Below are 22,351 nucleotides of genomic sequence, written 5' to 3' on the forward strand. Positions count from 1 at the left end.
GTTAGTGTGTGCGGGGCCGACACAGTCCCCGCGCGTGCACTAACAACGCTCCTTTGCACCACACTGGCACATCCAGCACACCAGCCAAGTGCTCCGCAACGCTCGCGGCCGGACGGGAACGCTCACCCCCCCGCGCCGACGAAGACGTTCTTGCGGATCGAGCCATGCACGCCCCAGTTGCCGTCGACGACTTGTGTGACACCGAAATCCGCGGCGACCGACATCAACGCGATGGCCTCGTCCTCGCTCAGCCTGTGTACGGTCATCAGGAAGCGGCGTAGCTTGCGGAACGCGTCACGCATCGCCTTGTCGAGGCTCGAGTGCTGTGCCACCTCGATCTGTCCGGCCGGGCCGAGCTCCGCCAGGTAGTTCGGGAAGGTGAAGCCATACACCGACCATTGGTCGTCGGTTTCCAGCATCGGGTGCGTGAGGCCTTCGAGGATCGTGCCGCCGAGGTCGTTCTTCTTGTGCAGTACGAATTCGAAGTCTCCGGTCAGCGAGGTCTCGATCGCGGTACCGCCGAGCTCGCTATCGCCCTGCGCCGCATGCGGATCGCCGACCGAAAAGAATGCGCCTTCGACGGCGACCGGGTAATACATCCGCGCCCCTTTGCCGACACGCCAGTCGTCGATATTGCCGCCGGTGTAGCTGGGTGGATTGGAGCTGACGTAGTCGAGTTCCTTCGGCGCGAGTCCCATGGTGCCGAAATGCAGCCGGGCGGGTACCTTCACGTTCGACAGGATGTTCTCCCGCTTCTTGACGAGCGAATGGTCGACCTCCACGCCGGGGTAGTCGATCGTCCGATGCACGATGCCGTCCGGATCCGTCTGCGGCGTCCACACGTAGTTGTACACCGCACGTGCGAACGGCTCGCCCGAGGTGTCGAGCTCGAAAATCGTCACGACTTCGCGCGGCTTCGGCTCCTCGATCAGATCGCGATAGTGGAAGCCCCAGGATGCTGCAACGTTCGAACCGAAACAGCGGCCGCGATAACACGCATTGCAGCTCGGGCGCGGCCGCACGTCGAGTATCCGCACTTCGAGCACGTCGCCGGGCTCCGCCCCTTCGATCGCGACCGGCCCGGTCAGCAGATGCACGCCGATACCTTCGCCGGATCCGAGCGTAAAGGGTCCTTCGGTTGGCCCCGCGCCACGGCGCGGCATGGCCTTGTGCTCGCGGGTCCAGTGAAAGATGCTTTCGGCGCCGGGGTCGCCCGCGACCATCCGTTCGTGATCGTCGTTCGCATGGTGGGTCAGCGTCTCGATCGTGACCCGGTCGCCAGAGCGCACCGTCAACGAGGGCGCGACTTCCTTGCTGAAGTAACCCCAATGAACCGTTTCGGGCGATACAGGCAAAGTATGGTGCTTCATGGGTGTTAGAACCTTGTAATGTGCCCGGCGCAAAGGGCCGGGCAATGCCGAACGGCGCGTGCCGTTACGATGCGACTTCGACCCGGTCGTCGGCGCCCATCACGCTCAGGAATCGCGCTGTCAACGGATGGCGCGGGCGTGTGAGCACTTCGTGCGCAGGCCCCTGTTCGACCACTGCGCCGCCGCTCATGAACACGACGCGATCGGCGACCTGATCGGCGAAGCGCAACTGGTGCGTTGAGATGATCATCGTCAGACCGCCTTCGTCCACGAGCCGCTGGATCACGTCGAGCACTTCGCCGACGAGTTCGGGGTCGAGCGCGGACGTCGGCTCGTCGAGCAGCAGCACGCGAGGATTGGGCGCAAGCGCGCGGGCGATCGCGACGCGCTGTTGTTGGCCGCCGGACAGATGGCGCGGCAACGCGTCGGCGCGATGACTGAGGCCGACGCGTTCGAGCAGTTCACGCGCTCGGCGCTCGGCATCGGCGGGCGCCATGCCGTGCACCCAGCGCAGCGGCCCGGCGATGTTCTCGCACGCCGTCAGATGACTGAACAGGTTGAAATGCTGGAACACCATGCCGACGCCGGCACTCGCACGCTCGTTGGCGAGATCGCCCTGAGTCATCGGCCGACCATCGACCCGAAAACCGAGACGCTTGCCGGCGATGCGGATTTCCCCCGAATCCGACTGCTCCAGGTGATTGATACAGCGCAGCAGCGTGCTTTTGCCCGATCCGCTCGGCCCGAGCAGCGCGATGACCTCGCCGAAGCGGACGGTGAGGTCGAAGCCGTCGAGCACCGTCTGCTCGCCGTAGCGCTTGCTTAGACCCTTCACCTGCACCGTCGCGCTCTCCTTCTGGAGCGTCGCGTAGCGCTGCGCGCGTTCCGCGTGAACGTCACGCGCCTTGGGCATGGGCACAGGCGACGGCGTGGGTTCGAGCCGCGCATCGGCGCGTGGCGACGTCCCCGCGCCGGGTGGGTTCGCAGCGATCGGGGCACGGCGCCACGGCAGCAGCCGTGAAAATCGTCCAGACGGCTTGCGATCGAGATCGAGCGCGGTTTCGGCAAACAACTGGATCGCGGTGATCGCGCCGGTCAGCACGAGATACATCAGGCCGGACGCGAAGAAGATCGAAAAGAAATCGAACGTCGACGACGCGAGCTGGGTGCTGCGCAAGGTCAGTTCGTCGACCGCGATCACGGAAGCCAGCGACGAGTTCTTCAGCGCGGTGACCGATTCGTTCCCGAGCGCCGGTATCATCGTGCGGATCGCCTGTGGCGCGATCACGCGGCGCAGCAGCACGATCGGCGTCATGCCGAGCGCCTGCCCCGCGAGCACTTGCCCGCGGTCGACACCGAGCACACCCGCGCGCAGGATCTCCGCGATGAACGGCCCCTCGTTCGCCGCGAGCGCGAGACCCGCTGCGCCCAAGGCGCTCAACTTCAACCCGATGTGCGGCAACGCGTCGTACGCGAACACGAGTTGCAGGATCAGCGGCGTACCGCGAAAAATCACCGTGTAACCGCGCGCGATCGCAGCGAGCGGGCCCACCTTGCTCAGTTGCATGCTCGCAAGCACCAGCCCTACGATCAGACCGCCCGCCAGCCCGAGGGCCGTGACCGCGATCGTAAAGCCGATGCCGCTTAGCAGATACGGCAGGCCAAGATAGTGCAGAAACAAATTCATCAGTTCGAGGCAATCAGCTTGGGAGTTTCGAGATTTTCAACGCCGAGCGACCACTTCTTCAGCAAGTCGGCCTGCATGCCGGCCTTCTGGATCGCGACGAGCGCTGCCATCACGGCTGCGCGCATTGCCAGGTTGGTTTTCGGCACGGCGATACCAATCGAATACGGCAGCGTCACCGCACTGGCCTTTTCGAGTTGGTTCGGATACGCCTTGACTGCCTGGTCCACCGTGTTCACGTCGTTGATATAGGTGTCGGCGCGGTCCGCGAGAATCGCCTGGATCGAGTTCGCGTTGTTGTCATACAGCTGCACGGCCGCTTCCGGCTTGTTCGCCGCCTTGCAGGCCGGCGCAAGATTCTGGATCAGTGGCACTTCAACGTAGCCGGTGTTCTCGGCGGCAGTCGTGCCGCACATCGTCGGGTTGATGCCGGTGATCTTCTTCGGATTGCCCTTTGCGACGAGCACGCCGTCGAACACCTTCGAATAGGTGATGAAGTCCGCCGCCTTCGCGCGCTCTTCGGTCGCATACATGTCGGAGATCACGATGTCCGCCTGGCCGCTTTGCAGTGTCGGCAGCAGCGCCGCGAACGAGACGGGCTTGTACGTCATCTTGAAGCCAAGGCAGTTGCCAATCGCGTCGCCGAGGTCGATGTCGAAGCCGACATATTTACTGGGGTCATTCGGGTCCAGCGCTTCATAGCCCGGCGTGTGCGGGTTGATCGCGTTGATCAGCGTCTTGCCCTTGAATTGCGGGTATTTCGCCTGTAGCGCCGTGCATTCGGCAGGCGCCGGCGCGGCAGCCTGTGCGTGGCCCGACGCCAGCAGGGCCAGCAGACTGACGGCGCCAAGAACCAGCTCGCGCCAGTGACGGGCAAAACCGCTTGCGTGCCGCACTCGATGCCCATGATCGACAAGATTGGTATACATCCCTGAACTCCCTGAGCGGCAGATGTCAATGGCTTACACGATGTAGGCCTTGTTGCATTGCGCCAGCGCGAGGGTATGTGAACGAAATTCCGCGGACTTGTCCCAGAGCGCACAAATGCTTGTACGGGGGTGAAGGAAACGCGGCTATCGATACCGGATGACCGTCATTGATCAAAAACTCGTCGTTCTGCCGAATGGCTTGCCGATCGGGAAGCCGAGGCCAGTTAGGAGGTCTGACAGGTCGAATTGAATTCCACGGTTCTATCGGAGTTTTGGCCTTGGCCATGTTCGCGTGAAATAGACAGGCCGGTTCGAGTGTTCTTGGTACAGGCCTCAGCCTGTATTCCTGCTGAGCGTAGCGGGTATCCTGACGGATGTAGGCAAAGACGAAGCCGACGCACGAATGACCCGGCGGGGGCAATAAAAAGGCCCTTCGGACAAAGTCCGAAGGGCCTTCAGTTCAGCGGGAGAGCATTGAGTCAAAGCGGCGCCAAGCATCCACCGCTTCGCTTTGCGCTTAGCTGCCATTGCCGGTGGCGGTGGGTGCATTGTTGCTACCCGACGTTGTGACTCGCATGGCGGCTGCATGCTCCGCTGCGACCTTCGCTTCAGCAGCCTCGATCTTATCCGGGTAGGTGTAGCCTTCATGCGCCGGACGCCAGCCTGTTTTCTCGAGTTCAACGAGCTGCGCGCGAACTTCTGCGCGGGTCAAGCCACTTTGGGATTGCTGGGCAAAAGCCGCGAGCGGCATGGCAAGCGTTGCAACACAAACGGCAACAGTCGATAGCTTCATAAGGGTAATCTCCGATAGACGTAGGCGAGTTCGCAAGTGCCGCGCGAAGCCCATGCCCGAATACTAGGGAAAACCCTCAGCAAAGAATAGCCCTGAATTACTTAACTAACCCTTTTCTGCAGTGCAACAATGCGCTCGGATCACGAGCCGCTGCGTCGGTGGGCCGGGAAACACAGTCGCACCTTTCTGTTGCGCTCGACATTCCTTTCGATATCCATTCACTCCCGCCCGCGCAACTGCCTGCGAATGATTTTCCCCGTCGGTGTCATCGGCAGCGCGTCGATGAACTCGATCAGCCGCGGATACTCATGTGCGGCAAGCCGCACTCTGACGTGTTGCTTCAGTTCCGCCACAAGTTCGTCGCTCGGCGAATGACCCTCGTTGAGTATGACGAAGGCCTTGACCACTTCCGTGCGCTCCCGATCCGGCACGCCGATCACCGCCGCCACTCGCACGGCCGGGTGACTCAGCAGGCAATCCTCGATCGGCCCAGGACCGATCCGATAGCCTGCGCTCGTGATCACATCATCGTCGCGGCCCAGGAAACGCACGTGGCCGTCCTCATCCATCATCCCGAGATCGCCGGTCAACAGATAGTCGCCAATGAACTTGGCCTCGGTCGCAACCGGGTTGTTCCAATAGCCGAGAAACATCACGGGATCGGGTCGTCGCACCGCGATCTGGCCTTGTGTGTTGGAAGGCACCGGTTTTCCCTCTTCGTCCACGATGGCGAGCTTATGCCCTGGCACGACCTTGCCGACAAAACCCGTGCGCCGGTCGAACATCTTCGAGCATGACGACAGCACGAGATTGCATTCGGTCTGCCCATAGAACTCGTTGATCACCACACCCAGGGTACGCAGGCCCCAAGCGACGAGCTCATCGCCCAGGGCCTCGCCACCGCTTGCCACACTGCGCAGATCGAGATGCGAGGCCCATGTCGACGTCGGATCGGCCGCACGCATCATCTTCAAGGCAGTCGGTGGCAGGAAGGTATTCCTCACGCGATGCCGCGCGATCAACTCGAACGCCGATACACTGTCGAACTTCGCGAACCGCCTGGCGAGCACGGCGATGCCGTGATGCCACGATGGCAGCAGCACATCCAGAAGACCGCCGATCCATGCCCAGTCGGCGGGTGTCCACATCAGGTCGCCCGGCTGCGGGAAGAAATCGTGCGACATCTCGACGCACGGCAAGTGGCCGAGCAGTACACGATGCGGCAGGACGGCACCCTTCGGCTTACCCGTCGTACCCGATGTGTAAATGATGACTGCGGGATCGTCGGCTCGCGTCTCGACAGGCACGAACGCGTCGCTTTGCGAATTGAGAACATCCCAGAACGAATGAACGTCGAGGCCCGCTGCCAATGCGGGGTGATCGGTGCAGTAGATATGCTTGAGCGCGGGTAGCTTGTCGAGGATCGGCTGGATCTTTGCGTAGCCTTCGCTATCGGTCACGAGCACGCTTGCCGCGCTGTCACCCAGCCGATACGCAAGTGCCTCTTCGCCGAACAGCGCGAACAAGGGCACGGCCACCGCACCAAGCTTGTACGCGGCGAGATGGGCGAGCGCGGTTTCAGGCGATTGCGCCAGAAAGATCGCCACGCGTTCACCTGGCTCGACGCCTTGCGCACGCCACGCATTGCCGAGTTTCGCCGAAAGCACTTTGAGGTCATCGAAGCTGAAACGCTGGACATCGCCGTTCTCAGTCTCGTGAATCAGCGCGAGGCGCGCGCTGCCATCGGCCCATTTGTCGCATGTGTCGATGCCGATGTTGTAGAGGTCCGGCACCCGCCATTCAAACGATGCGTAGAGTGAGGTGTAGTCATCCGTCGGAGTAAGCATGATGGGCCTTGCACGGCTAGACGCCGAGATATTTGCGTTGCTGCACCTCGTCATGAAGCAGATCCGCGGCCGGCATGTCGGCGACGATCGCCCCTTTTTCGATGATGTGGGCATGGGTGCCCAGTCTCACGACGAAGTCCAGGTTCTGTTCGACCACGATGACTGCGATGCCGCGCTTCTCGTTGATTGCGCGAATGGTGTCGGCGATCTGGTCGACGATCGAAGGCTGGATGCCTTCGGTCGGCTCGTCGAGAATCAGGAGTCGCGGCTGGGTGATGAGGGCTCGCGCGAGTGCGAGAATTTGTTGTTGGCCGCCGCTCAGGCTAGCGCCGCGTGCTTTCTGCTTCTCGGCGAGCACCGGGAATTCGATGAACAGTTCGTCAACGCGGGCTTTCCAGTCGAGCTGGCCGGTACCGAATGCCGCGGCCTTCAGATTGTCGAGCACACTGAGCGAAGGAAAGATCTCACGTCCCTGCGGCACATAGGCAATGCCAAGGCGTGCGCGTTCGTGTGTCGGCAGCTCGCCAATGGTCCGTCCGTCGAACATCAGCTCACCTTGCTGAAGCCGGATCGCACCGACGATCGCACGCAGCAGGGTGGTCTTGCCTACGCCGTTACGGCCGAGGATCGCGACACGCTCGCCCGCGCCGACGCGCAAGTCGATCCCGCGCAGTACGGTGCTCAGGCCATAGCCCGCATGGATATCGCGCAGTTCAAGCACCGTGAGCTCCGTGTCTGCCAAGGTAGATGTTGAGAACGCGCTCGTCGCGCTGCAGGTCCTCAAGTGTTCCCGAAGCGAATACGCTGCCCTGGTGGAAGATAGTGACAGGAACATCGAGTTGACGCACGAACTCCATGTCATGCTCGACGACGATCACGTTGACGTGGCTTCCGAGCGCCGACACGAGTTGTGCCGTGCGGGTGGTTTCCGTTCTCGTCATGCCCGCCGTCGGCTCGTCGAGCAACACGATGCTCGGTTCGGTGGCGGTCACCATGCCGATCTCGAGCCATTGTTTCTGACCGTGCGACAGCTCGCCGGCGAGGGTGTGCCGCTGTGCGCCGAGCCCGAGCCAGTCGGTGATCGCGCTCGCCCGCGCCTCGGCCTCCGTGCGCGAATGCAGCTTCGCATAGGCCGACAGCCACATGTTCTCGTGTACCGACAGTCCCGGAAAAATGCTTGCGATCTGAAGCTTGATACCCATGCCCGCGCGAGCGCGCGTATGCGGTTCGGCGTGAGTCATGTCGCGTCCGGCAAACATGATCTGCCCCGATGTCGGTGGGAAGCGGCCGGCGAGCAGATTGAAGAAGGTGCTCTTGCCTGCGCCGTTCGGGCCGATCAGACAATGCACGCCACGTTCGGCAAACGAAATCGATACATCGTTGACCGCCCGGAGTCCGCCGAAGCGCTTGTGCAATCCAGTGACACTCAGCTTGCCGCTGATGGAACGCCCGACGGGCAGACCGGGTGGCAGGGTTTCGGCGACGGTGTCACTCGACAATTCCGCTTCCGGCGCGTCGTCCGCGATCGCATGAGCGCGGGTCCGCGTGCGCGGCTTCAATCGCGCCTGCACCGCTGGAACGACGCCCTGCGGCAAGAGCAGGACGACGAGAATCAGGACGACACCCAGCACGATCGGCGTCGCATTGCCACCACCGCTACCGAGAACGGCGGACAGACCCTCTACGAACACCACGCCGCAGAATGCCCCGGCGATCGACGCCCGCCCGCCCACCAGCACCCAGATGACGACGAGCGCTGCCTGCTGAAGTCCGAACACTGTGGGGCTCATGAACATGCTCCACGCCGCGTACAGTGCGCCCGCAAGGCCGGCAACCGCGCCGCCGATCATGAAGACCAGCAGCTTGCGCAGGCGGACGTCGTAGCCGAGCAGTTGGGTTCGCTGCTCGTTCTCGCGCAGGGCCGACACGATATAGCCGAAGGGCCGAGAGAGCAGGGCGTACAGTACACAGAGCACGAGTGCCGCGAGCGCGATCACGACGGCGAGCGTTTGCCAGATCGTCAACGCTTCGGATGGGCCGCCAGGCCAGCCGAGCGTCAGAGGCGGAACGCCCGCCATGCCGTTGTAGCCGCCCAGCAGCGCGTCGCCGACGTGATAAACCGGGCTGGCCGTGCTCGACATGAACGTGAACAGCACCAGCGTACTCGCGAGCGTGACCACGCCGACGTACACATCCCCCACCTTGCCGTAGAACATGAAGTAGCCGAGCAAGCCCGCGGCGAATGCCGCGCCGATCACCGCGAGCACGACTGCCGAGAAGGTCTCATTGGTCGTCGCGACGAGATTGATCGAAGCAATGCCATAGACGTAGCCGCCGATACCGAAGAACGCCCCCTGTCCAAAACTGAAGATGCCGGCCTTGCCCCAGACGAACACGAGGCTCGCGCCAAGCAGCCCGAAAATGATCCAGTTGGATGCCTGCGACTGCAGGAAGTCGGGGATCCATAGCGAGCCAACGATCAGGACGATGGCGAGGGCGAGCGTCACGCGTATCGGCGTGGGACGGAAAAGCATCTGCGTCATCGGGAAAGTTCTGTCGCCGGGCAATGGAAATAGAGGGGCGTCGGGATCGTCGCGTGTGCCGGACTCAAAGCTGACGCTGCCAGCGTCCGGAAATGCCGGTCGGCAGCAGACGCACGGCGATGATTGCGACAATCAGCAACGCGCCCTGGCCGAAAAAAGGCGTGCTGAGATACGACACGACGTTCTCGATGCCGCCAAGCAGAAGGGACGAACTCGCCGTCCCGGTGATGATGCCCGGGCCGCCGACGATCACCGTCATGAAAGCGCGTGCGATATACGCCTCGCCCATCGACGGCATGACACCGACCATCGGTGCGAGCAGTCCGCCCGCCCAGCCGGCGAGGGCGGCGCCGAATGCGAAGTTAAGCGCGTTCAGCTTGCGCGGATTGATCCCGACCGCCGCGGCCATGCCCGGATTCTGAACAGCCGCGCGTGCCATCACGCCATATCGGGTACGCGTGAACATCAGATACACAAGCGCCATCAGCAGCACTGCGCAGCCGATCAGCACGAACGCATAAAGCGAAAACGAATAACCGTCGATCGACAGGCTGCCGAGCGGGGTGGAAATGCCTTGCGTGCTGGGCCCGAACGCAAGAACGGTCATCTGCGCCATGATGAGACTGAGCCCCCACGTCGCGAGCATGCTGTCGGCCAGCCGTCCATACAGAAAGCGGATCAGCAGCCGCTCGACGGCGTAGCCGAGTACGCCGACCACCAGGCCCGCCAGCGGTATGGCGAGCCACAGCGGCGTATGAAGCCGTGTCAGGGTCAGCGTCACGTAGGCGCCGAACATCAGGAACTCGCCGTGGGCGAGGTTGATGATGCCCATCATGCCGAACATGACCGCAAGTCCGAGTGAGACCAGCGCGAGAATCGCGATGCTCAGTGCCATCGACACACCGATATTCAACAGCCAGCCAACCGAAGCATGTTCCATGAGAAGCCGTGTTGCGTCCGGAGCGATGAGTAATGAGAAAAGTGACGCTTTTACTGTCCGGGCAGGAACTGAGTATGCAGTCCGGGATTGCGGATCAGGTCGCACTTCTCTTTTTCGAACGCGGGCGGCACGGCCTTCTGGTCGCCGACGATCGTAAAGCCGTGTGAATCGTTGGCTTGTGCAAAATAGGTGTTCTGGATCACGTGATGCGAAGGGCCATCCATCGTGACGGTTCCGGAGGGGCTCTCGATCGAGATGCCTGATTCGAGCGCTTCAATGACCTTCGCACGATCTGTCGTGCCTGCCTTCTGTACCGCTTTCGCCCACAAATGCCAGCCGTTCCACACCGCTACGGCACTATCCGTGATGTAGCCGTGATTGGCGCCGTACTTCTTGCTCCAGAGCGCCATGAAGGCGGTGTTCTCTGGCGTCTTGACTTCCTGGAAGTAAGGATAGATCGCGACGATGCCCTTGGCTTCCTTGGCATCGAGCACGGTCTGTTCATTGCCGAGGCCGAAGGTTGGCGAAACGATCGTCATCTTGCCGTTGAGTCCGGCGGATGCGAACTGCCGATAGAACGCAATGTGATTGCCACCGACGAGCAACGACACGACGACATCCGGCTTGCTGTCCTGAAGTTTCGTAATGATCGAACCAAACTCGGCGACATCGAGCGGAATGAAGTCGGTGCCGACAACCTGCGCTCCGGCCTTCGTGGCATAGGTCTTGACCCAGTCGGCGGAGATATGGCCGTAGTTGTAGTCGGCGGCGAGCACATACAGATGCTTGCCATAGTGCTTGACCGCATAGTCGACCAGTGGCGCGAGCTGTTGCGAGGGCACGATGCCCGTGCTGAAGACATTCTTGTCGCAGACGCCGCCTTCATATTGCTCGTTGTAGAAGTACAGAGTTTTGTTGCGGTCGGCCACAGGGCGGATCGCTTCGCGCGACGCACTTGTGATGCCTCCCATGATGACCACGGCCTTGTCGCGCAGTGCGAGCTGGTTTGCGTACTGGGAGTAGTTGGCGTTGTTCGACTGCGCGTCGTACGACACCAGCTTCAATTGCCGGCCCAGCACGCCGCCGGAGCTATTGATATCCTCGATCGCGAGGCGGGTCGACTCGGCCATCGCCTTGCCGTAGATATTCAGCCCACCGGTTTCATCGAGGATGCTGCCGACCACGATGGGGTCCTTGCTTTGCGCATGAGCGGCCATCAGCGGCACGAGCGCAAGCGCGAGAATCAGTGTCTTGCCGGACAGTTTGAACATATGCCTTCCTGGTCTGCGATGGTCGTTATGAGAGCGTGCAAGGCGCGATTAGATAGCCGGCGCCCGGCGATGAAAGTCCGTCACCGACTGATAGGATGCGCCAATCTGGAACAACAGTGCTTCGTCGAACGGCTTGCCGATCACTTGCATTCCGATCGGCAGCCCATCGTCGTCGAAGCCGCAAGGAACGTTTAACGACGGCAGGCCAGTGAGGCTCGGCACACCGGTGTATTGCATGATCGCGGAGAGCATGTCTTCCTCGATGCCGTCTTCGATGACCACTTTGGTTTCACCGATACGTGTTGCGGTGAAGGGCAGGGTCGGGCAGATGAACGCATCGACGCGCCGGAACGCTTCCATGAACTCGTTGCGCAGCAGCGTGCGATAGCGTTGCGCTTGTACATAGTGCGTGGCGAGCAGCATTTCACCGACCTCGAGCAGGGTGCGCACGTCGTCGCCGTAGTCCTGCGGGCGTTCGCGAAGCCAGCGCTGGTGATAGGCCGACGGTTCGGCGGCTTCGACAGTGAGCTGGGCAGAAATGTTACCGTGGATGTGACCGATTTCGACGTCGACGATTTCGGCTCCGAGACCCTCGAGCGTCTTGAGCGCCGCCTGGACGGCATGCTTGACGGGCGGTTGCAGATGATGGAAGAAATAGCCGGGAACGATGCCGATGCGCAATCCCTTCACCGGTTCCTTGAGCCGGGCCATATAGTCCACCGTGCCCACGCGCGCAGTCGTCGCGTCTTGCGGGTCGTGACCCGCGAACGCGCCGAACATCAAGGCGCAGTCTTCGACGGTACGTGCCATCGGACCCGCGGTGTCCATGCTCCAGGCGAGCGGAATGATGCCGTGGTTGCTCACCCGTCCGTACGTCGGACGCAGGCCGGCGATACCGTTGATCGCCGCGGGCAGACGAATCGAGCCGCCGGTGTCCGTGCCGATCGCGCCGAAGCACATCCGCGAGGCGACAGCCGCACCTGAGCCGCCGCTCGACCCCGCCGGAAAGCGCTCTGTGTTCCACGGGTTGCGCACCGTGCCATAGTGCGGATTCTGCGACGTGCCGCCCCATGCGAACTCGTGCATATTGAGTTTGCCCAGGAACACCGCGCCGGCCTGACGCAGACGCGTCGTAACCGTCGCATCGTGATCGGGAATCCAGTCGCCGAGAATCCTGCTTCCCGCCGTGGTGCGCAGGCCCTTGACCGAGACATTGTCTTTGAGCGCAAGCGGTACCCCATGCAGCGGGCCGAGATCGTGGCCGACCATCGCCATCAATTCAGAGGCCTTGGCGACCTGCCGGGCTTCATGTTCGAATACGCTGATATAGGCGGACAGTTGGCCGTCGACGGCGGAGATGCGCTCCAGTGAGGCGTCGACGAGTTCGACTGGTGAGACCTGCCGGGTTCTGACCAATCCGGCGACTTCGGTCAGGGAGCGGTCGAGCAGTTCACTATAGGAGGACGCCATTTACTTGTCCTCGTCTTCGGCAAGCGGGTGAGCGAATACCGTCACGGGGACCAGCGTTTGAAATTGTGCCGCGCTCATTTTGCGGCTGAGCGCATTGGCGTCCACGAGCCAGGCCTGCAGCACGCCATCAACCTCTGCTTCGCGTTCGGCGGGAATATCGAGCCCTGCGGCTGTCGCGAGCGCACGCAGTTGTGCGTATTCCTTGTTGTCGCCTGTCATGTCGGCGCCTCCTGGTCTCGGTCAATGGTCGAGCTTGATGTGATGGTTTGCTCTCGACTCGCCAATTATCAATGAAGGATATTCGATAGCACTTGAATTGTGCTTGCCGGGTCATGGGGTCCGTTTCAAGGCACGCCGGAACTCAGGCAGGGGTCGATGTGCTGCAGTGCACCTCGGACCGCGATGGCATGCGGCTAATGCGCGGACGGCAAATCCCTGTTGCGTCGCACGATGCGGACTGGCGGCGAGACTGGGCGAGCGCGCGCCTGGCGGGTCGCACCGGCAGCGACCCTCGGAGTGAATTCCTGCAGGCGTGCCGTGAGAGTATTTCATCTCGGGAGGGTCAGGGGGCCCCCTGGAAAACCCCGAGATCGGCCTGGGCCGACTCATGGACCTCGTTGGACATCCAGGCCAGAAAGGCCGTGACGGGAGGCCGCGTCATATTGCTTTCCAGCGCATACGCATAAAAATAGTCACCCGGCCGTTCGACCGGATGCGCGATCGACAGGCGGCTTTGCTGAAGATAGGGCTGCATCATCCGCCTCGGTGCGAGTGCGAGCCCGGTGCCGGCCGCCGCGGCCTCGAGCACCATGACGATGTCCCGGCATACGAGCGTCGGCTGGAGTGTCCATTGACCGCCATGCGCGCTCGTCAGCCAGTCGTTCCATGAGAATTGCGGATGCTCGAGCAGGGCGTAGGTCCGCACGAGCTTGCCGAGATCCATCTGCTGCGTGGTTGCCGCCAGGGCAGGGTGAGATACCGCGACCAGTGTTTCGCGCCACAGCGGCATCGCAAGCGTTGCATGCGGTGCAAGCCGCCCGTAACGGATCACGATGTCCGATTGCTGGAGTTCCGCTTCGACAGGGGTATCGGCCACGGTCAGGTTCAGGTCGACCCGCGGGTGCCGCTGCACGAACGATTGCAGGCGCGGCCCCAGCCACAGGCGCGCAAAGCCGGGCGTGACCGACAGGCGCAGCGGCACGCGCGACACCGACGACAGCCGGAATAAGGCATCCCCTGCACTGCGCGCGAAGAGGTGCACGGCATCGTGATAGTATTTTCCGGCCGTCGAAAGTTCGACAACGGGTGCCGTACGTAGAAACAGTCGCACTTGAAGTTGGCGCTCGAGGATGCCGATCGAGTGCGTGAGGGCAGAGCGCGTCACCCCAAGTTCGCGCGCCGCATAAGCCATGTTGCGATGGCGCGCTATCGCATCGAACGCGATCAGCGCATGCAGCGGCGGCAACACGCGTGGGGCACGATTGTGATGCGGACCGCCGCGCTCGATGTCGAATGACATCAGGCTGGTGGCGAGCGCCGGATCGGCTGCGAGTCCCGGTTGTTTCTCCTGTGAAATGCCATGCCCTCGACTGTTGAGTTTTCCCACTTAAAGAATCTCCCGTTCAAAGAGCTCTGCGCATTCGAGGCCGCCGCGCGGCTGGGCAGCTTCACGCTGGCTGCTGACGAATTATGCGTTACGGGTTCCGCGGTGAGCCACCGGATTCGCCATCTCGAGGAGCAGCTCGGCGCGCAGTTGTTCCGGCGCAGCGGCAACCGGATGAGCGTGACGGCTGTGGGCATCACGTATCTCGACGCAATCACCAAGGCCTTGTTCGGTTTGCGAGCGGCTGCCGATACGATCGATGCGACCGAACACAAGCTGATCCGCATTATCGTCGCACCGATGCTCGGGACCACGTGGCTGCTGTCGAGACTGGCCCGCTACCAGGCACAGCATCCGGACATCCTGTTCGAGATCACCACAGTCAATGCGGCCGATGATCCGCTCACGGCCGATTGCGATATGGTCTTTCACTACGGGCAGCAGGATCAGATGGGGATGCGAAGCATTGAAATCTTCACGGATCACCTCTATGCGGTTTGCAGTCCCGCGTACCTGGCAGCGCATGGGCCGTTTGAGTCGTTTGAGGATTTCCTGCGCAACGATCTGGTGCGGTATGGATTGTTGCCCTGGCAGGAGTGGTTCAAGTCTGCATTCGGACGCAATCACACCCCGTTGCATGGATGCTATTTCGATGATGCGCTGACGATGCTCGAGGCGGTTGCGCATGATGCGGGCATTGCGGTGATCACGAACGTCTGCATTCAGGGCATGCTGCGCGATGGTCGGCTGGTGCTTGCGCATCCGCACGTGGCGGGGACTTATCGGTACTTCGCGGGGGTGACCTCGGCAGGGTCGATCAAGCCGGCCGTGCAGGGGCTGTTTGCGTGGATGGCGGGGGAAGTGGCGCATGGGGCGTCGTTTACCGACCCGCGCAGCGCTCGACACGATCTTCCAATAGATTCCGGGCCGGCTTAGTGATCTGCGTCTGGCTCGATTACTGCGACGCCGACGCGCATGGGTGAACCACGGCTGTCCTCATAAGAGCTGTGGCCGGATGCCGATCTAGTCAGACAGATGGCACCCGTGGCTCCACCTTGCGTTCGATTTCCTTGCGTGTGGGAAGGATCTTCAGGTCGTACGTCGTTTGTAGATTCATCCAGAACTCCGGCGTCGTATCAAAATAGCGCGACAGTCGAAACGCCGTGTCGGCGGTGATGCCTCGCCGTTCCTTCACAATTTCATGTAGCCGCGTCGCGGGGACATTCAGGGCGCGGGCAAGCGCTTTCACGCTCATGCCAAGTGGCGCAACAAAATCCTCTCGCAGGATCGCCGCCGGATGGACGGGGCGCATCTTGTTGGTCAGTTTCATGAGTTCCTCTCCCTTGTCGCAATCTTGTCACTGACGAGAGAGATTGGCAGATTCGCGACGCCGCAATCGGCGCTTTCCTACGCGGAAGCGGACACCCCGAAGCCGCGAGTACATGTACCTGTAGCGATGCTTCTTCCGTGCCGCACACATTGCATTGATCGCCACACCGATTCGATTCCGTGATCGATCAATCCCGTTTTCGAATCAACGGCTATCGAGGGGCGTGCCTATAATCGTCGCCTGCCGGCCCGCCGCCGATGTGGCGATCGTCGAGCGCTCATTTGCCACGGAATTCACTACGATGAAAATCAAACATGTCCGCACGCGTGTATTCGAATGGAAGGGCAAGATCGTGCCGCCGCAGTCCCATTTCTGCACGAATGCGGTTGACCTTCTCTATGAGCGCGGCGATGCGATGGGTTCGTTCCGCTTCCACGGCTGGCTGGTCGTCGAAATAGAAACGGACGACGGTATAGTCGGTATCGGCAATTGCGCCCTGGCGCCGCGGGTGGCCAAGCAGATCATCGACGAGCACCTCGCGCCGATTGCGATCGGCGAAGATCCGTTCGACAACGAATATATCTGGCAAAAAATGTATCGCCGAACCCTGGCCTGGGGCCGCAAGGGTATCGGCATGGCGGCCATCTCCGCGGTCGACATCGCCATCTGGGACATCATGGGCAAGGCTGCCAAGAAGCCCGTGTTCAAGTTGCTGGGCGGCCGCACGAAGGAAAAGATCTGGTGCTACGCATCCAAGCTCTATAACAACGACGATCGAGACGCGTTGCTCGCCGAGGCAAAGAGCTATGTCGACCAGGGCTTCACGGCGATGAAGACGCGTTTCGGCTACGGGCCGAAGGATGGTCCGAAGGGGATGGCGAAAAACGTCGACCAGATCCGTGTGCTGCGTGAGTATCTTGGCGACGAGGTCGATCTGATGGTCGACTGCTATATGGGCTGGACACTCGAATACGCGCGCCGAATGCTGCCGCGCCTGGCGGAATTCAATCTGCGTTGGCTCGAGGAGCCGGTGGTCGCCGACGATATCGAGGGCTACCAGGAACTGAAGAAGATGAACGCGATGCCCATCTCGGGCGGCGAGCACGAATACACGGTCTATGGCTTCAAGGACTTGCTCGAACGTCGCGCGGTCGACGTGATCCAGTACGACACGAATCGCGTCGGCGGCATTACGGCCGCGCGCAAGATCAATGCGCTCGCCGAGGCGTGGTCGGTACCGGTCATTCCGCATGCGGGCCAGATGCACAACTATCACCTGACGATGTCGACCGGCGCAAGCCCGATGTCGGAATTCTTCCCCGTGTTCGACGTCGAGGTCGGCAATGAGTTGTTCTACTACATCTTCGAAGGCGAGCCCCAGCCGGAAAAGGGCTATTTGCAGTTGTCCGATGATCTGCCGGGCCTCGGTCTCTCGCTGAGCGACAAGCATCTGAAGGACTTCAATATCATCGAGTAAGCGGCCGCGCCGAAGGGCAAGCCGAATCCCCTCACACCATGCCACGCCTCGCGACGCTTAGGTCGCGGCGGCGGTGCGGTGCAGCATTCTCTGTGTACGGGCATTGCACTCGCACCTGTCTGTTTCGGCCCATTTCCTTGCCCGCGCGAACCGGCTCGACGGACAGACGATGGACGAACTCAACGCGATCGAACAATCGAACAATCGAACAATGAAGCAAGACGACGTGGCGGCGGCACCGCAGGCGGGCCAGACCTGGCATCTGGAGTGGGCGTACGGCGAGCTCGATGTGCATGCGCGGGGCGGCATGCTAGGTGGAGTCCGTTTGAAGGTCGGACCTGAACAATGGATCAGGCCGTTCTATGAAGCGCCATGGATCGGTGCCGGGCTCCCCTGCGAACCCGCACTCCTCGAGCATCTGCGTAGTGAGTTTGTGTGCCTGCCGTTCGGCGGCGGTTACGCGGCCGACGCTGTCGTTGAGCACTGGCGCCCGAGCATGACTGCGGAAAATGCCGAGGGCGAACGCGAACGCACCGATGATGCCTTACCGCATGGCGATTGCTGCGTCGCGGACTGGACGCTCGTGAACCGGACCGCGACAGGCATCACGATAGCAGTGGACTACCCGGAGTCGTCGCCAATCGCGCGACTGACTCGCACCGTGCAATGCGACCCCGCGAGTGCGGCAATCGAATTCTCGCTGAGCGTCGAGAGCCGCAGAATGGCCCGGCGCCCCATGGGTCTGCATCCGAACATCGCGCTACCTGAGTTGGCTGGTGCGCTGCACATCGACCCGGGTGAGTTCAGGTTCGGCGTGGTCCACCCCGCCGGGCCGGAAACCGGCGTGTCTCGCGCAGCGCCGGGCGGCGTGTTCGAACAGCTTGCCGCGGTACCGCTCGCCGCGGGCGGCGATGCACGATTCGACCGATTGCCGTTTGCGTACGACACCGAGGAGATCTTGCAGTTGTGCGGCACGGACGGCGTGGTCTCGCTGTTCAACGACGAAGAAAAGACAGTCTACCGGCTGACGTGGGATGCGAGCGTGCTGCCTTCGCTCTTGCTGTGGATGAGCAATCGCGGTCGCGCGGCGGCGCCGTGGAACGGTCGCAATCTTTGTCTCGGTGTCGAGCCGGTTGCAAGCGCGTTCGACCTCGGCACGGGCGCGGCACTCGCTGCCAATCCGATCAACGAACGCGGCGTGGCGACGGCGATCACGCTCGATCCCGCGAAGCCGACGACGATCCGCTACCGCTTCAGCGCGGCACACCAGTGATGCCGTCACTAGCGTGTTTGGCGATCCCGCTTGACCGGGTGGAATGAGCGTTCTACCATTGCGCCCAGTGCTCGGCTAATGCCTGCCGGGCAGGATGCTCGTCGCTGGTGGTCACCAGGGACAGCGACAATGACCGACATCTACCCTGAAGCGACCTGTGTGTCGCTGGAGCTTTCCATATGGATAACGAATCCCGCCCGCCGTTGCCCCCGTTCACCCTCGAAACCGCGAAGCAAAAGGTCCGCGCCGCCGAGGACGGCTGGAATACGCGTGACCCGGAGCGGGTCTCGCTTGCCTATACGAAAGACAGCCGCTGGCGCAATCGTGTCGAGTTCACGGTCACGCGCGCCGAGATCGTCGGCCTGCTGACGCGCAAATGGCAACGCGAACTCGACTATCGTCTGATCAAGGAGTTGTGGGCATTCACCGGCAACCGGATTGCCGTGCGCTTTGCCTATGAATGGCACGATGATGCGCAGAACTGGTATCGCTCATATGGCAACGAGAACTGGGAATTCGACGAGCATGGCCTGATGGCGCATCGTCATGCGTCGATCAACGACAGGCCGATCAAGGAAGCGGACCGGCTGTTCCATTGGCCGCTTGGCCGTCGGCCCGACGATCTTCCGGGGCTCAGCGAGCTGGGACTGTGACGACTTCATCCCTGGGGCCGCGCGAACGTCTTCTCGAAACGGCCGAGCGGCTTGTCTATGCATCAAGCATCCAGGGTACGGGGGTGGACGCGATCGTGCGCGAGTCGGGTACGGCGCGCAAAAGCTTCTACCTGTATTTCTCGTCGAAGGAAGCGCTTGTCGCGGAGGCGCTGCGTCGCCGCGATGAACGCTGGATGAACTGGTTCGAACGGTGCACGCTGGCATCGGCAACGACACCTTCCAAGCGATTGCTCGGCATGTTCGACGTACTGCGTGAATGGTTCACGAGCGGGCAATACCACGGATGTGCCTTTCTGAACGCCGCGGGCGAAATCAAGTCGCCGGAGAACGAGATATTCAAGGTGTCGCGCCTGCACAAGGAGCGTCTGCTGACGTTTATCGAGCAGCTTTGCAGGGAGAGTGGTGCAAGGGATCCGGTATCGCTCGCACGGCAACTGCTGGTGCTGGTCGACGGCGCGATCGCGGTCGCCCTGGTCAGCGGCGAGCCCACGGCCGCCGGCGACGCGAGGCAGATTGCGGCCTGCTTGACGGGGGCGGCGACTGGTTCGGCGGGTTGCTGACCGGCATGGGCAACGGCAGCGCTTCGAGTCGGGAGCGCATGTGGTCGATGGCCTGTTCCATTTCCCTCGATCGCTGAATGATTTCGGCTTGCGCGGCCGAAATGCTCTTGCCCGATTCGAACGCAGCAATCATGTTCGACAGCACAGTCGCGTTGAAGGCACCCACGCCGAGCACCGCGCCGATGGCGGTGCCGACGATCCAGTAGCGCTGGTTGCTCAGGGTTCGCTTGACATCCCGCATTTCGCTCGCGATCTCGTCCACTCGGAGATTCGTCAGGCGCCAGCGCTCATCCATATGAGCGAACTTCGCATCCAGCACCTTGTCGCGCAGGTCGAGCTTGGCGTCTCGTGCTTTGTCGTGTTCTTCCGCACGAACGACGAAGCTTTCCAGCGTGTCGCGCAGATTGTCGATGCTCGCATATATCCGCGCTCCGAACACTTTCAGCGTGGAGTTCAGTTCCGTCCGCGTGATGGTGTCCATATCCATAGAAAGTCTGGTGAGAGTTGGTGTCTCGGTCGTGGATCGCCCCCCATTCTTGAGGCGTCAACTGGAGCACAAAAACAACGTCAAAGCCGTCCTCTTACTCCCCGGCCTGAAGGCCGAGGTTTCCCGGGGGCAGTGATAAAAAGATACCAAGAACTGCCTGGGTGCAAAGCTGCTTTCCACTGCGACATATCCGATTCTCAATGCTGTCTCTTCCCGTCTGCATATCGCCTCCGGCGACGACGGTCTTTACGCGTTAAATACATCGATGAGATTCAACTGAACGTCATAGGGGTCATCAGAGGAATAAACTAAGGACAGATTCGGATGTTACTTAGGCGACATCCGTCCAGTTATCGCATCGACCGATGTTGTCAACAATGAGGTAGCCATGTCCCGTCTTGTCGTCGTTTCGAACCGCACTGCCGACCTTCGCAAGCCTGCCGCTGGCGGCCTCGCAGTGGCGCTCGGCGAAAGCCTTCAGCAAAGGGGGGGCGTGTGGTTCGGCTGGAGCGGGAAGATTCTGGAGGACGTCGACGGCCAGCCCGCACCGGAGGGCAAAGTCAACTTCCAGCGAGCGGGCAAGGTCACGCTGGCGACGGTGGATCTTGGGCGGGCCGATTACGATGCGTATTACGCCGGCTATTCGAACGATGTGTTATGGCCGGTGTTTCACTATCGGCTCGACCTGGCGAATTTCGACACGCGCTTCGCGGCCGGCTATCGTCGCGTGAATCAGTTGTTTGCACGCAAGCTTCTGCCGATGTTGAAACCCGACGACCTGATCTGGGTCCACGACTATCATCTGATTCCGCTCGCGGCTGAACTTCGCGCGCTGGGCTGTACGAACCGGATCGGTTTCTTCCTGCATGTCCCCATGCCGCCGCCGCTGATCATGGCCGCGATTCCCGAGCATGAATGGCTGATGCGATCGCTGTTTGCGTTCGACGTCGTGGGTTTTCAGAGTCGTGCGGATCTGCTGCATTTTTCGCATTACGTCGAATCGGAAGCCGGCGCCGAGGTGCTGGGCGACGGCCGCTTCAGGGCGTACGGTCGTACGACACACGCGGGTGCGTTCCCGATCGGCATGGATGTCGACGATTTTTTACGGCTCGCCGAAGCGAAGGAGGGCCGTGAAATGTTCGAGCGGATGCGCGACGAGTATTCGCGACGTCAGCTTCTTCTCGGAGTCGATCGCCTCGACTATTCGAAAGGACTGCCGCAGCGCATTCACGCATTTCGCGAGTTGCTTGCGCAGTACCCCGAAAACCGCAATAGGGCGACGCTGATCCAGATTGCGTCGCCGAGCCGCGAGGACGTCGAGGCCTATGGCGATATCCGGCGGCAGATGGACAGCCTGTGCGGCGCGATCAACGGCGACTACGGCGAACTGGACTGGATGCCGATCCGGTATATCCACCGCAATATCGCTCGTAAGCGCTTGCCCGGGCTTTACCGTGCAAGCCGCGTCGCCTTGGTCACACCGTTGCGAGACGGCATGAACCTCGTGGCGAAGGAATTCATCGCGGCACAGGATCCTGCTGATCCAGGAATGCTTGTCCTCTCGCGCTTCGCGGGTGCGGCGGAACAACTGAAGGATGCGTTGCTCGTGAATCCCTATGACACACAAGGAACTGCTCAGGCCATCCAGCGCGCCTTGACGATGCCGCTTGAAGAACGGCGCAACCGTCACGCGAACCTGTTGCGCAGTATCCGGGAGCAGAATATTCACTGGTGGACACGCAGCTTTCTTGATGCGCTGGCGGGCGCACAAAAATAAATTCGTACATCTGCTTGTCATGAACGAAGGGGAGGGCTAATATTCGCCTCCTCGTTGCAAGACGAGCTTCGCCGGGTAGCAAAAACGGTGGGGGTGGAAGGGAGGTTGGTGCGGCAGTCGGGTGCGCTGTGAGGCCGGTGGGACGGGCCTGAGCAGACGGTGAGCAAGTCGAAGGTGAAGTAAAAAACTTGTTGACGACCTGAAGTGCAGCAGACATAATCTCGCTTCTCTGCTGCAAACGCAGCGACGCAAACGCCGGACCGGATGAGTGGTTCAAAGCAGTCAGGCGCAGCGTATGTTCTTTAAAAATTCACAGCCGATAA

19 protein-coding genes and 1 pseudogene are annotated in these 22,351 nt (G+C 61.5%); 6 read left to right on the forward strand and 14 right to left on the reverse strand.

From position 1 onward, the window contains the following. Nucleotides 1–122: 122 nt before the first annotated feature. From HV670_RS18345 to HV670_RS18400, 12 genes and pseudogenes are all read right to left on the reverse strand, one after another. Nucleotides 123–1,367: pseudogene (locus HV670_RS18345) on the reverse strand (acetamidase/formamidase family protein); the annotation flags it as partial. 67 nt (nt 1,368–1,434) lie between these two features. Beyond that, the gene (locus HV670_RS18350) at nt 1,435–3,057 is read right to left on the reverse strand and encodes an amino acid ABC transporter permease/ATP-binding protein (RefSeq protein WP_175106224.1); all 1,623 of its coding nucleotides are present in this window, start codon (nt 3,055–3,057) and stop codon (nt 1,435–1,437) included. Then, nucleotides 3,057–3,983, reverse strand: coding sequence for an ABC transporter substrate-binding protein (locus HV670_RS18355; protein ID WP_175106225.1), 927 nt, complete (start codon nt 3,981–3,983; stop codon nt 3,057–3,059). The genes HV670_RS18350 and HV670_RS18355 overlap by 1 nt, the downstream gene beginning before the upstream one ends. 517 nt (nt 3,984–4,500) lie before the next feature. Beyond that, nucleotides 4,501–4,776 (reverse strand): DUF4148 domain-containing protein, encoded by a 276-nt coding sequence (locus HV670_RS18360; RefSeq protein WP_175106226.1) that lies wholly within the window; start codon nt 4,774–4,776, stop codon nt 4,501–4,503. A gap of 218 nt (nt 4,777–4,994) precedes the next feature. Next, on the reverse strand, nt 4,995–6,623 hold the full coding sequence (locus HV670_RS18365) for an acyl-CoA synthetase (RefSeq protein ID WP_175106227.1): 1,629 nt from the start codon (nt 6,621–6,623) through the stop codon (nt 4,995–4,997). 16 nt (nt 6,624–6,639) lie between these two features. Next, on the reverse strand, nt 6,640–7,344 hold the full coding sequence (locus tag HV670_RS18370; RefSeq protein WP_175106162.1) for an ABC transporter ATP-binding protein: 705 nt from the start codon (nt 7,342–7,344) through the stop codon (nt 6,640–6,642). Beyond that, nucleotides 7,337–9,166: an ATP-binding cassette domain-containing protein gene (locus tag HV670_RS18375; protein ID WP_175106228.1), complete on the reverse strand. Its 1,830-nt coding sequence runs from the start codon at nt 9,164–9,166 to the stop codon at nt 7,337–7,339. Before HV670_RS18375 ends, HV670_RS18370 begins: the two co-directional genes overlap by 8 nt. A gap of 64 nt (nt 9,167–9,230) precedes the next feature. Next, nucleotides 9,231–10,106, reverse strand: coding sequence for an ABC transporter permease subunit (locus tag HV670_RS18380; protein WP_175106229.1), 876 nt, complete (start codon nt 10,104–10,106; stop codon nt 9,231–9,233). A 50-nt stretch (nt 10,107–10,156) separates the two neighbouring features. Continuing rightward, the gene (locus HV670_RS18385) at nt 10,157–11,377 is read right to left on the reverse strand and encodes an urea ABC transporter substrate-binding protein (protein WP_175106230.1); all 1,221 of its coding nucleotides are present in this window, start codon (nt 11,375–11,377) and stop codon (nt 10,157–10,159) included. Between the two features lie 48 nt (nt 11,378–11,425). Next, entirely contained in the window at nt 11,426–12,847 is a 1,422-nt protein-coding gene (locus HV670_RS18390; protein ID WP_175106231.1) for an amidase, read from the reverse strand. Beyond that, nucleotides 12,848–13,066, reverse strand: coding sequence for a hypothetical protein (locus HV670_RS18395; protein ID WP_175106232.1), 219 nt, complete (start codon nt 13,064–13,066; stop codon nt 12,848–12,850). Nucleotides 13,067–13,409: 343 nt separating this feature from the next. Next, nucleotides 13,410–14,453 (reverse strand): LysR substrate-binding domain-containing protein, encoded by a 1,044-nt coding sequence (locus HV670_RS18400; RefSeq protein ID WP_175106233.1) that lies wholly within the window; start codon nt 14,451–14,453, stop codon nt 13,410–13,412. On the opposite strand from HV670_RS18400, the gene HV670_RS18405 reads away from it, so the two are divergent. After that, the gene (locus HV670_RS18405; RefSeq protein ID WP_175106234.1) at nt 14,427–15,386 is read left to right on the forward strand and encodes a LysR substrate-binding domain-containing protein; all 960 of its coding nucleotides are present in this window, start codon (nt 14,427–14,429) and stop codon (nt 15,384–15,386) included. The two genes, HV670_RS18400 and HV670_RS18405, sit on opposite strands and share 27 nt — an antisense overlap. Before the next feature lie 91 nt (nt 15,387–15,477). Here the strand turns inward: HV670_RS18405 and HV670_RS18410 are convergent, their stop codons facing one another. Beyond that, nucleotides 15,478–15,780: a HigA family addiction module antitoxin gene (locus HV670_RS18410; protein ID WP_175106235.1), complete on the reverse strand. Its 303-nt coding sequence runs from the start codon at nt 15,778–15,780 to the stop codon at nt 15,478–15,480. A 301-nt stretch (nt 15,781–16,081) separates the two neighbouring features. Here HV670_RS18410 and HV670_RS18415 point away from each other — a divergent pair, with 301 nt between their 5' ends. The 4 genes from HV670_RS18415 to HV670_RS18430 all read left to right on the forward strand — a co-directional run bounded on the left by HV670_RS18415 (nt 16,082) and on the right by HV670_RS18430 (nt 19,764). Continuing rightward, nucleotides 16,082–17,257: an L-rhamnonate dehydratase gene (locus tag HV670_RS18415; protein WP_175106236.1), complete on the forward strand. Its 1,176-nt coding sequence runs from the start codon at nt 16,082–16,084 to the stop codon at nt 17,255–17,257. A 169-nt stretch (nt 17,258–17,426) separates the two neighbouring features. Then, the gene (locus HV670_RS18420) at nt 17,427–18,530 is read left to right on the forward strand and encodes a hypothetical protein (protein ID WP_246257662.1); all 1,104 of its coding nucleotides are present in this window, start codon (nt 17,427–17,429) and stop codon (nt 18,528–18,530) included. Nucleotides 18,531–18,709: 179 nt separating this feature from the next. Continuing rightward, on the forward strand, nt 18,710–19,183 hold the full coding sequence (locus tag HV670_RS18425; protein WP_175106237.1) for a nuclear transport factor 2 family protein: 474 nt from the start codon (nt 18,710–18,712) through the stop codon (nt 19,181–19,183). Next, the gene (locus tag HV670_RS18430; protein ID WP_175106238.1) at nt 19,180–19,764 is read left to right on the forward strand and encodes a TetR/AcrR family transcriptional regulator; all 585 of its coding nucleotides are present in this window, start codon (nt 19,180–19,182) and stop codon (nt 19,762–19,764) included. The genes HV670_RS18425 and HV670_RS18430 overlap by 4 nt, the downstream gene beginning before the upstream one ends. Here the strand turns inward: HV670_RS18430 and HV670_RS18435 are convergent. Further along, complete coding sequence (locus HV670_RS18435) at nt 19,679–20,251, reverse strand: hypothetical protein (RefSeq protein ID WP_175106239.1); 573 nt, start codon at nt 20,249–20,251, stop codon at nt 19,679–19,681. The genes HV670_RS18430 and HV670_RS18435 overlap by 86 nt on opposite strands. Nucleotides 20,252–20,639: 388 nt before the next feature. On the opposite strand from HV670_RS18435, the gene otsA reads away from it, so the two are divergent. Continuing rightward, a complete protein-coding gene (otsA, locus tag HV670_RS18440; RefSeq protein WP_175106240.1) occupies nt 20,640–22,028 on the forward strand; it encodes an alpha,alpha-trehalose-phosphate synthase (UDP-forming) in 1,389 nt (462 codons plus the stop codon). Nucleotides 22,029–22,351: the final 323 nt, after the last annotated feature.

The sequence above is a fragment of the Pararobbsia alpina genome (genome assembly GCF_902859895.1).
Classification (GTDB): domain Bacteria; phylum Pseudomonadota; class Gammaproteobacteria; order Burkholderiales; family Burkholderiaceae; genus Pararobbsia; species Pararobbsia alpina.

Bases quoted from the DNA above. Each gene is read 5' to 3' on its own strand.
- HV670_RS18380 (WP_175106229.1), bottom strand. From the start codon at position 10,106: ATGGAACATGCTTCGGTTGGCTGGCTGTTGAATATCGGTGTGTCGATG.
- HV670_RS18420 (WP_246257662.1), top strand. From the start codon at position 17,427: ATGGACGAACTCAACGCGATCGAACAATCGAACAATCGAACAATGAAG.
- HV670_RS18355 (WP_175106225.1), bottom strand. From the start codon at position 3,983: ATGTATACCAATCTTGTCGATCATGGGCATCGAGTGCGGCACGCAAGC.
- HV670_RS18350 (WP_175106224.1), bottom strand. From the start codon at position 3,057: ATGAATTTGTTTCTGCACTATCTTGGCCTGCCGTATCTGCTAAGCGGC.
- otsA (WP_175106240.1), top strand. From the start codon at position 20,640: ATGTCCCGTCTTGTCGTCGTTTCGAACCGCACTGCCGACCTTCGCAAG.
- HV670_RS18365 (WP_175106227.1), bottom strand. From the start codon at position 6,623: ATGCTTACTCCGACGGATGACTACACCTCACTCTACGCATCGTTTGAA.
- HV670_RS18395 (WP_175106232.1), bottom strand. From the start codon at position 13,066: ATGACAGGCGACAACAAGGAATACGCACAACTGCGTGCGCTCGCGACA.
- HV670_RS18405 (WP_175106234.1), top strand. From the start codon at position 14,427: ATGCCCTCGACTGTTGAGTTTTCCCACTTAAAGAATCTCCCGTTCAAA.
- HV670_RS18390 (WP_175106231.1), bottom strand. From the start codon at position 12,847: ATGGCGTCCTCCTATAGTGAACTGCTCGACCGCTCCCTGACCGAAGTC.
- HV670_RS18415 (WP_175106236.1), top strand. From the start codon at position 16,082: ATGAAAATCAAACATGTCCGCACGCGTGTATTCGAATGGAAGGGCAAG.
- HV670_RS18425 (WP_175106237.1), top strand. From the start codon at position 18,710: ATGGATAACGAATCCCGCCCGCCGTTGCCCCCGTTCACCCTCGAAACC.
- HV670_RS18385 (WP_175106230.1), bottom strand. From the start codon at position 11,377: ATGTTCAAACTGTCCGGCAAGACACTGATTCTCGCGCTTGCGCTCGTG.
- HV670_RS18375 (WP_175106228.1), bottom strand. From the start codon at position 9,166: ATGACGCAGATGCTTTTCCGTCCCACGCCGATACGCGTGACGCTCGCC.
- HV670_RS18435 (WP_175106239.1), bottom strand. From the start codon at position 20,251: ATGGATATGGACACCATCACGCGGACGGAACTGAACTCCACGCTGAAA.
- HV670_RS18410 (WP_175106235.1), bottom strand. From the start codon at position 15,780: ATGAAACTGACCAACAAGATGCGCCCCGTCCATCCGGCGGCGATCCTG.
- HV670_RS18360 (WP_175106226.1), bottom strand. From the start codon at position 4,776: ATGAAGCTATCGACTGTTGCCGTTTGTGTTGCAACGCTTGCCATGCCG.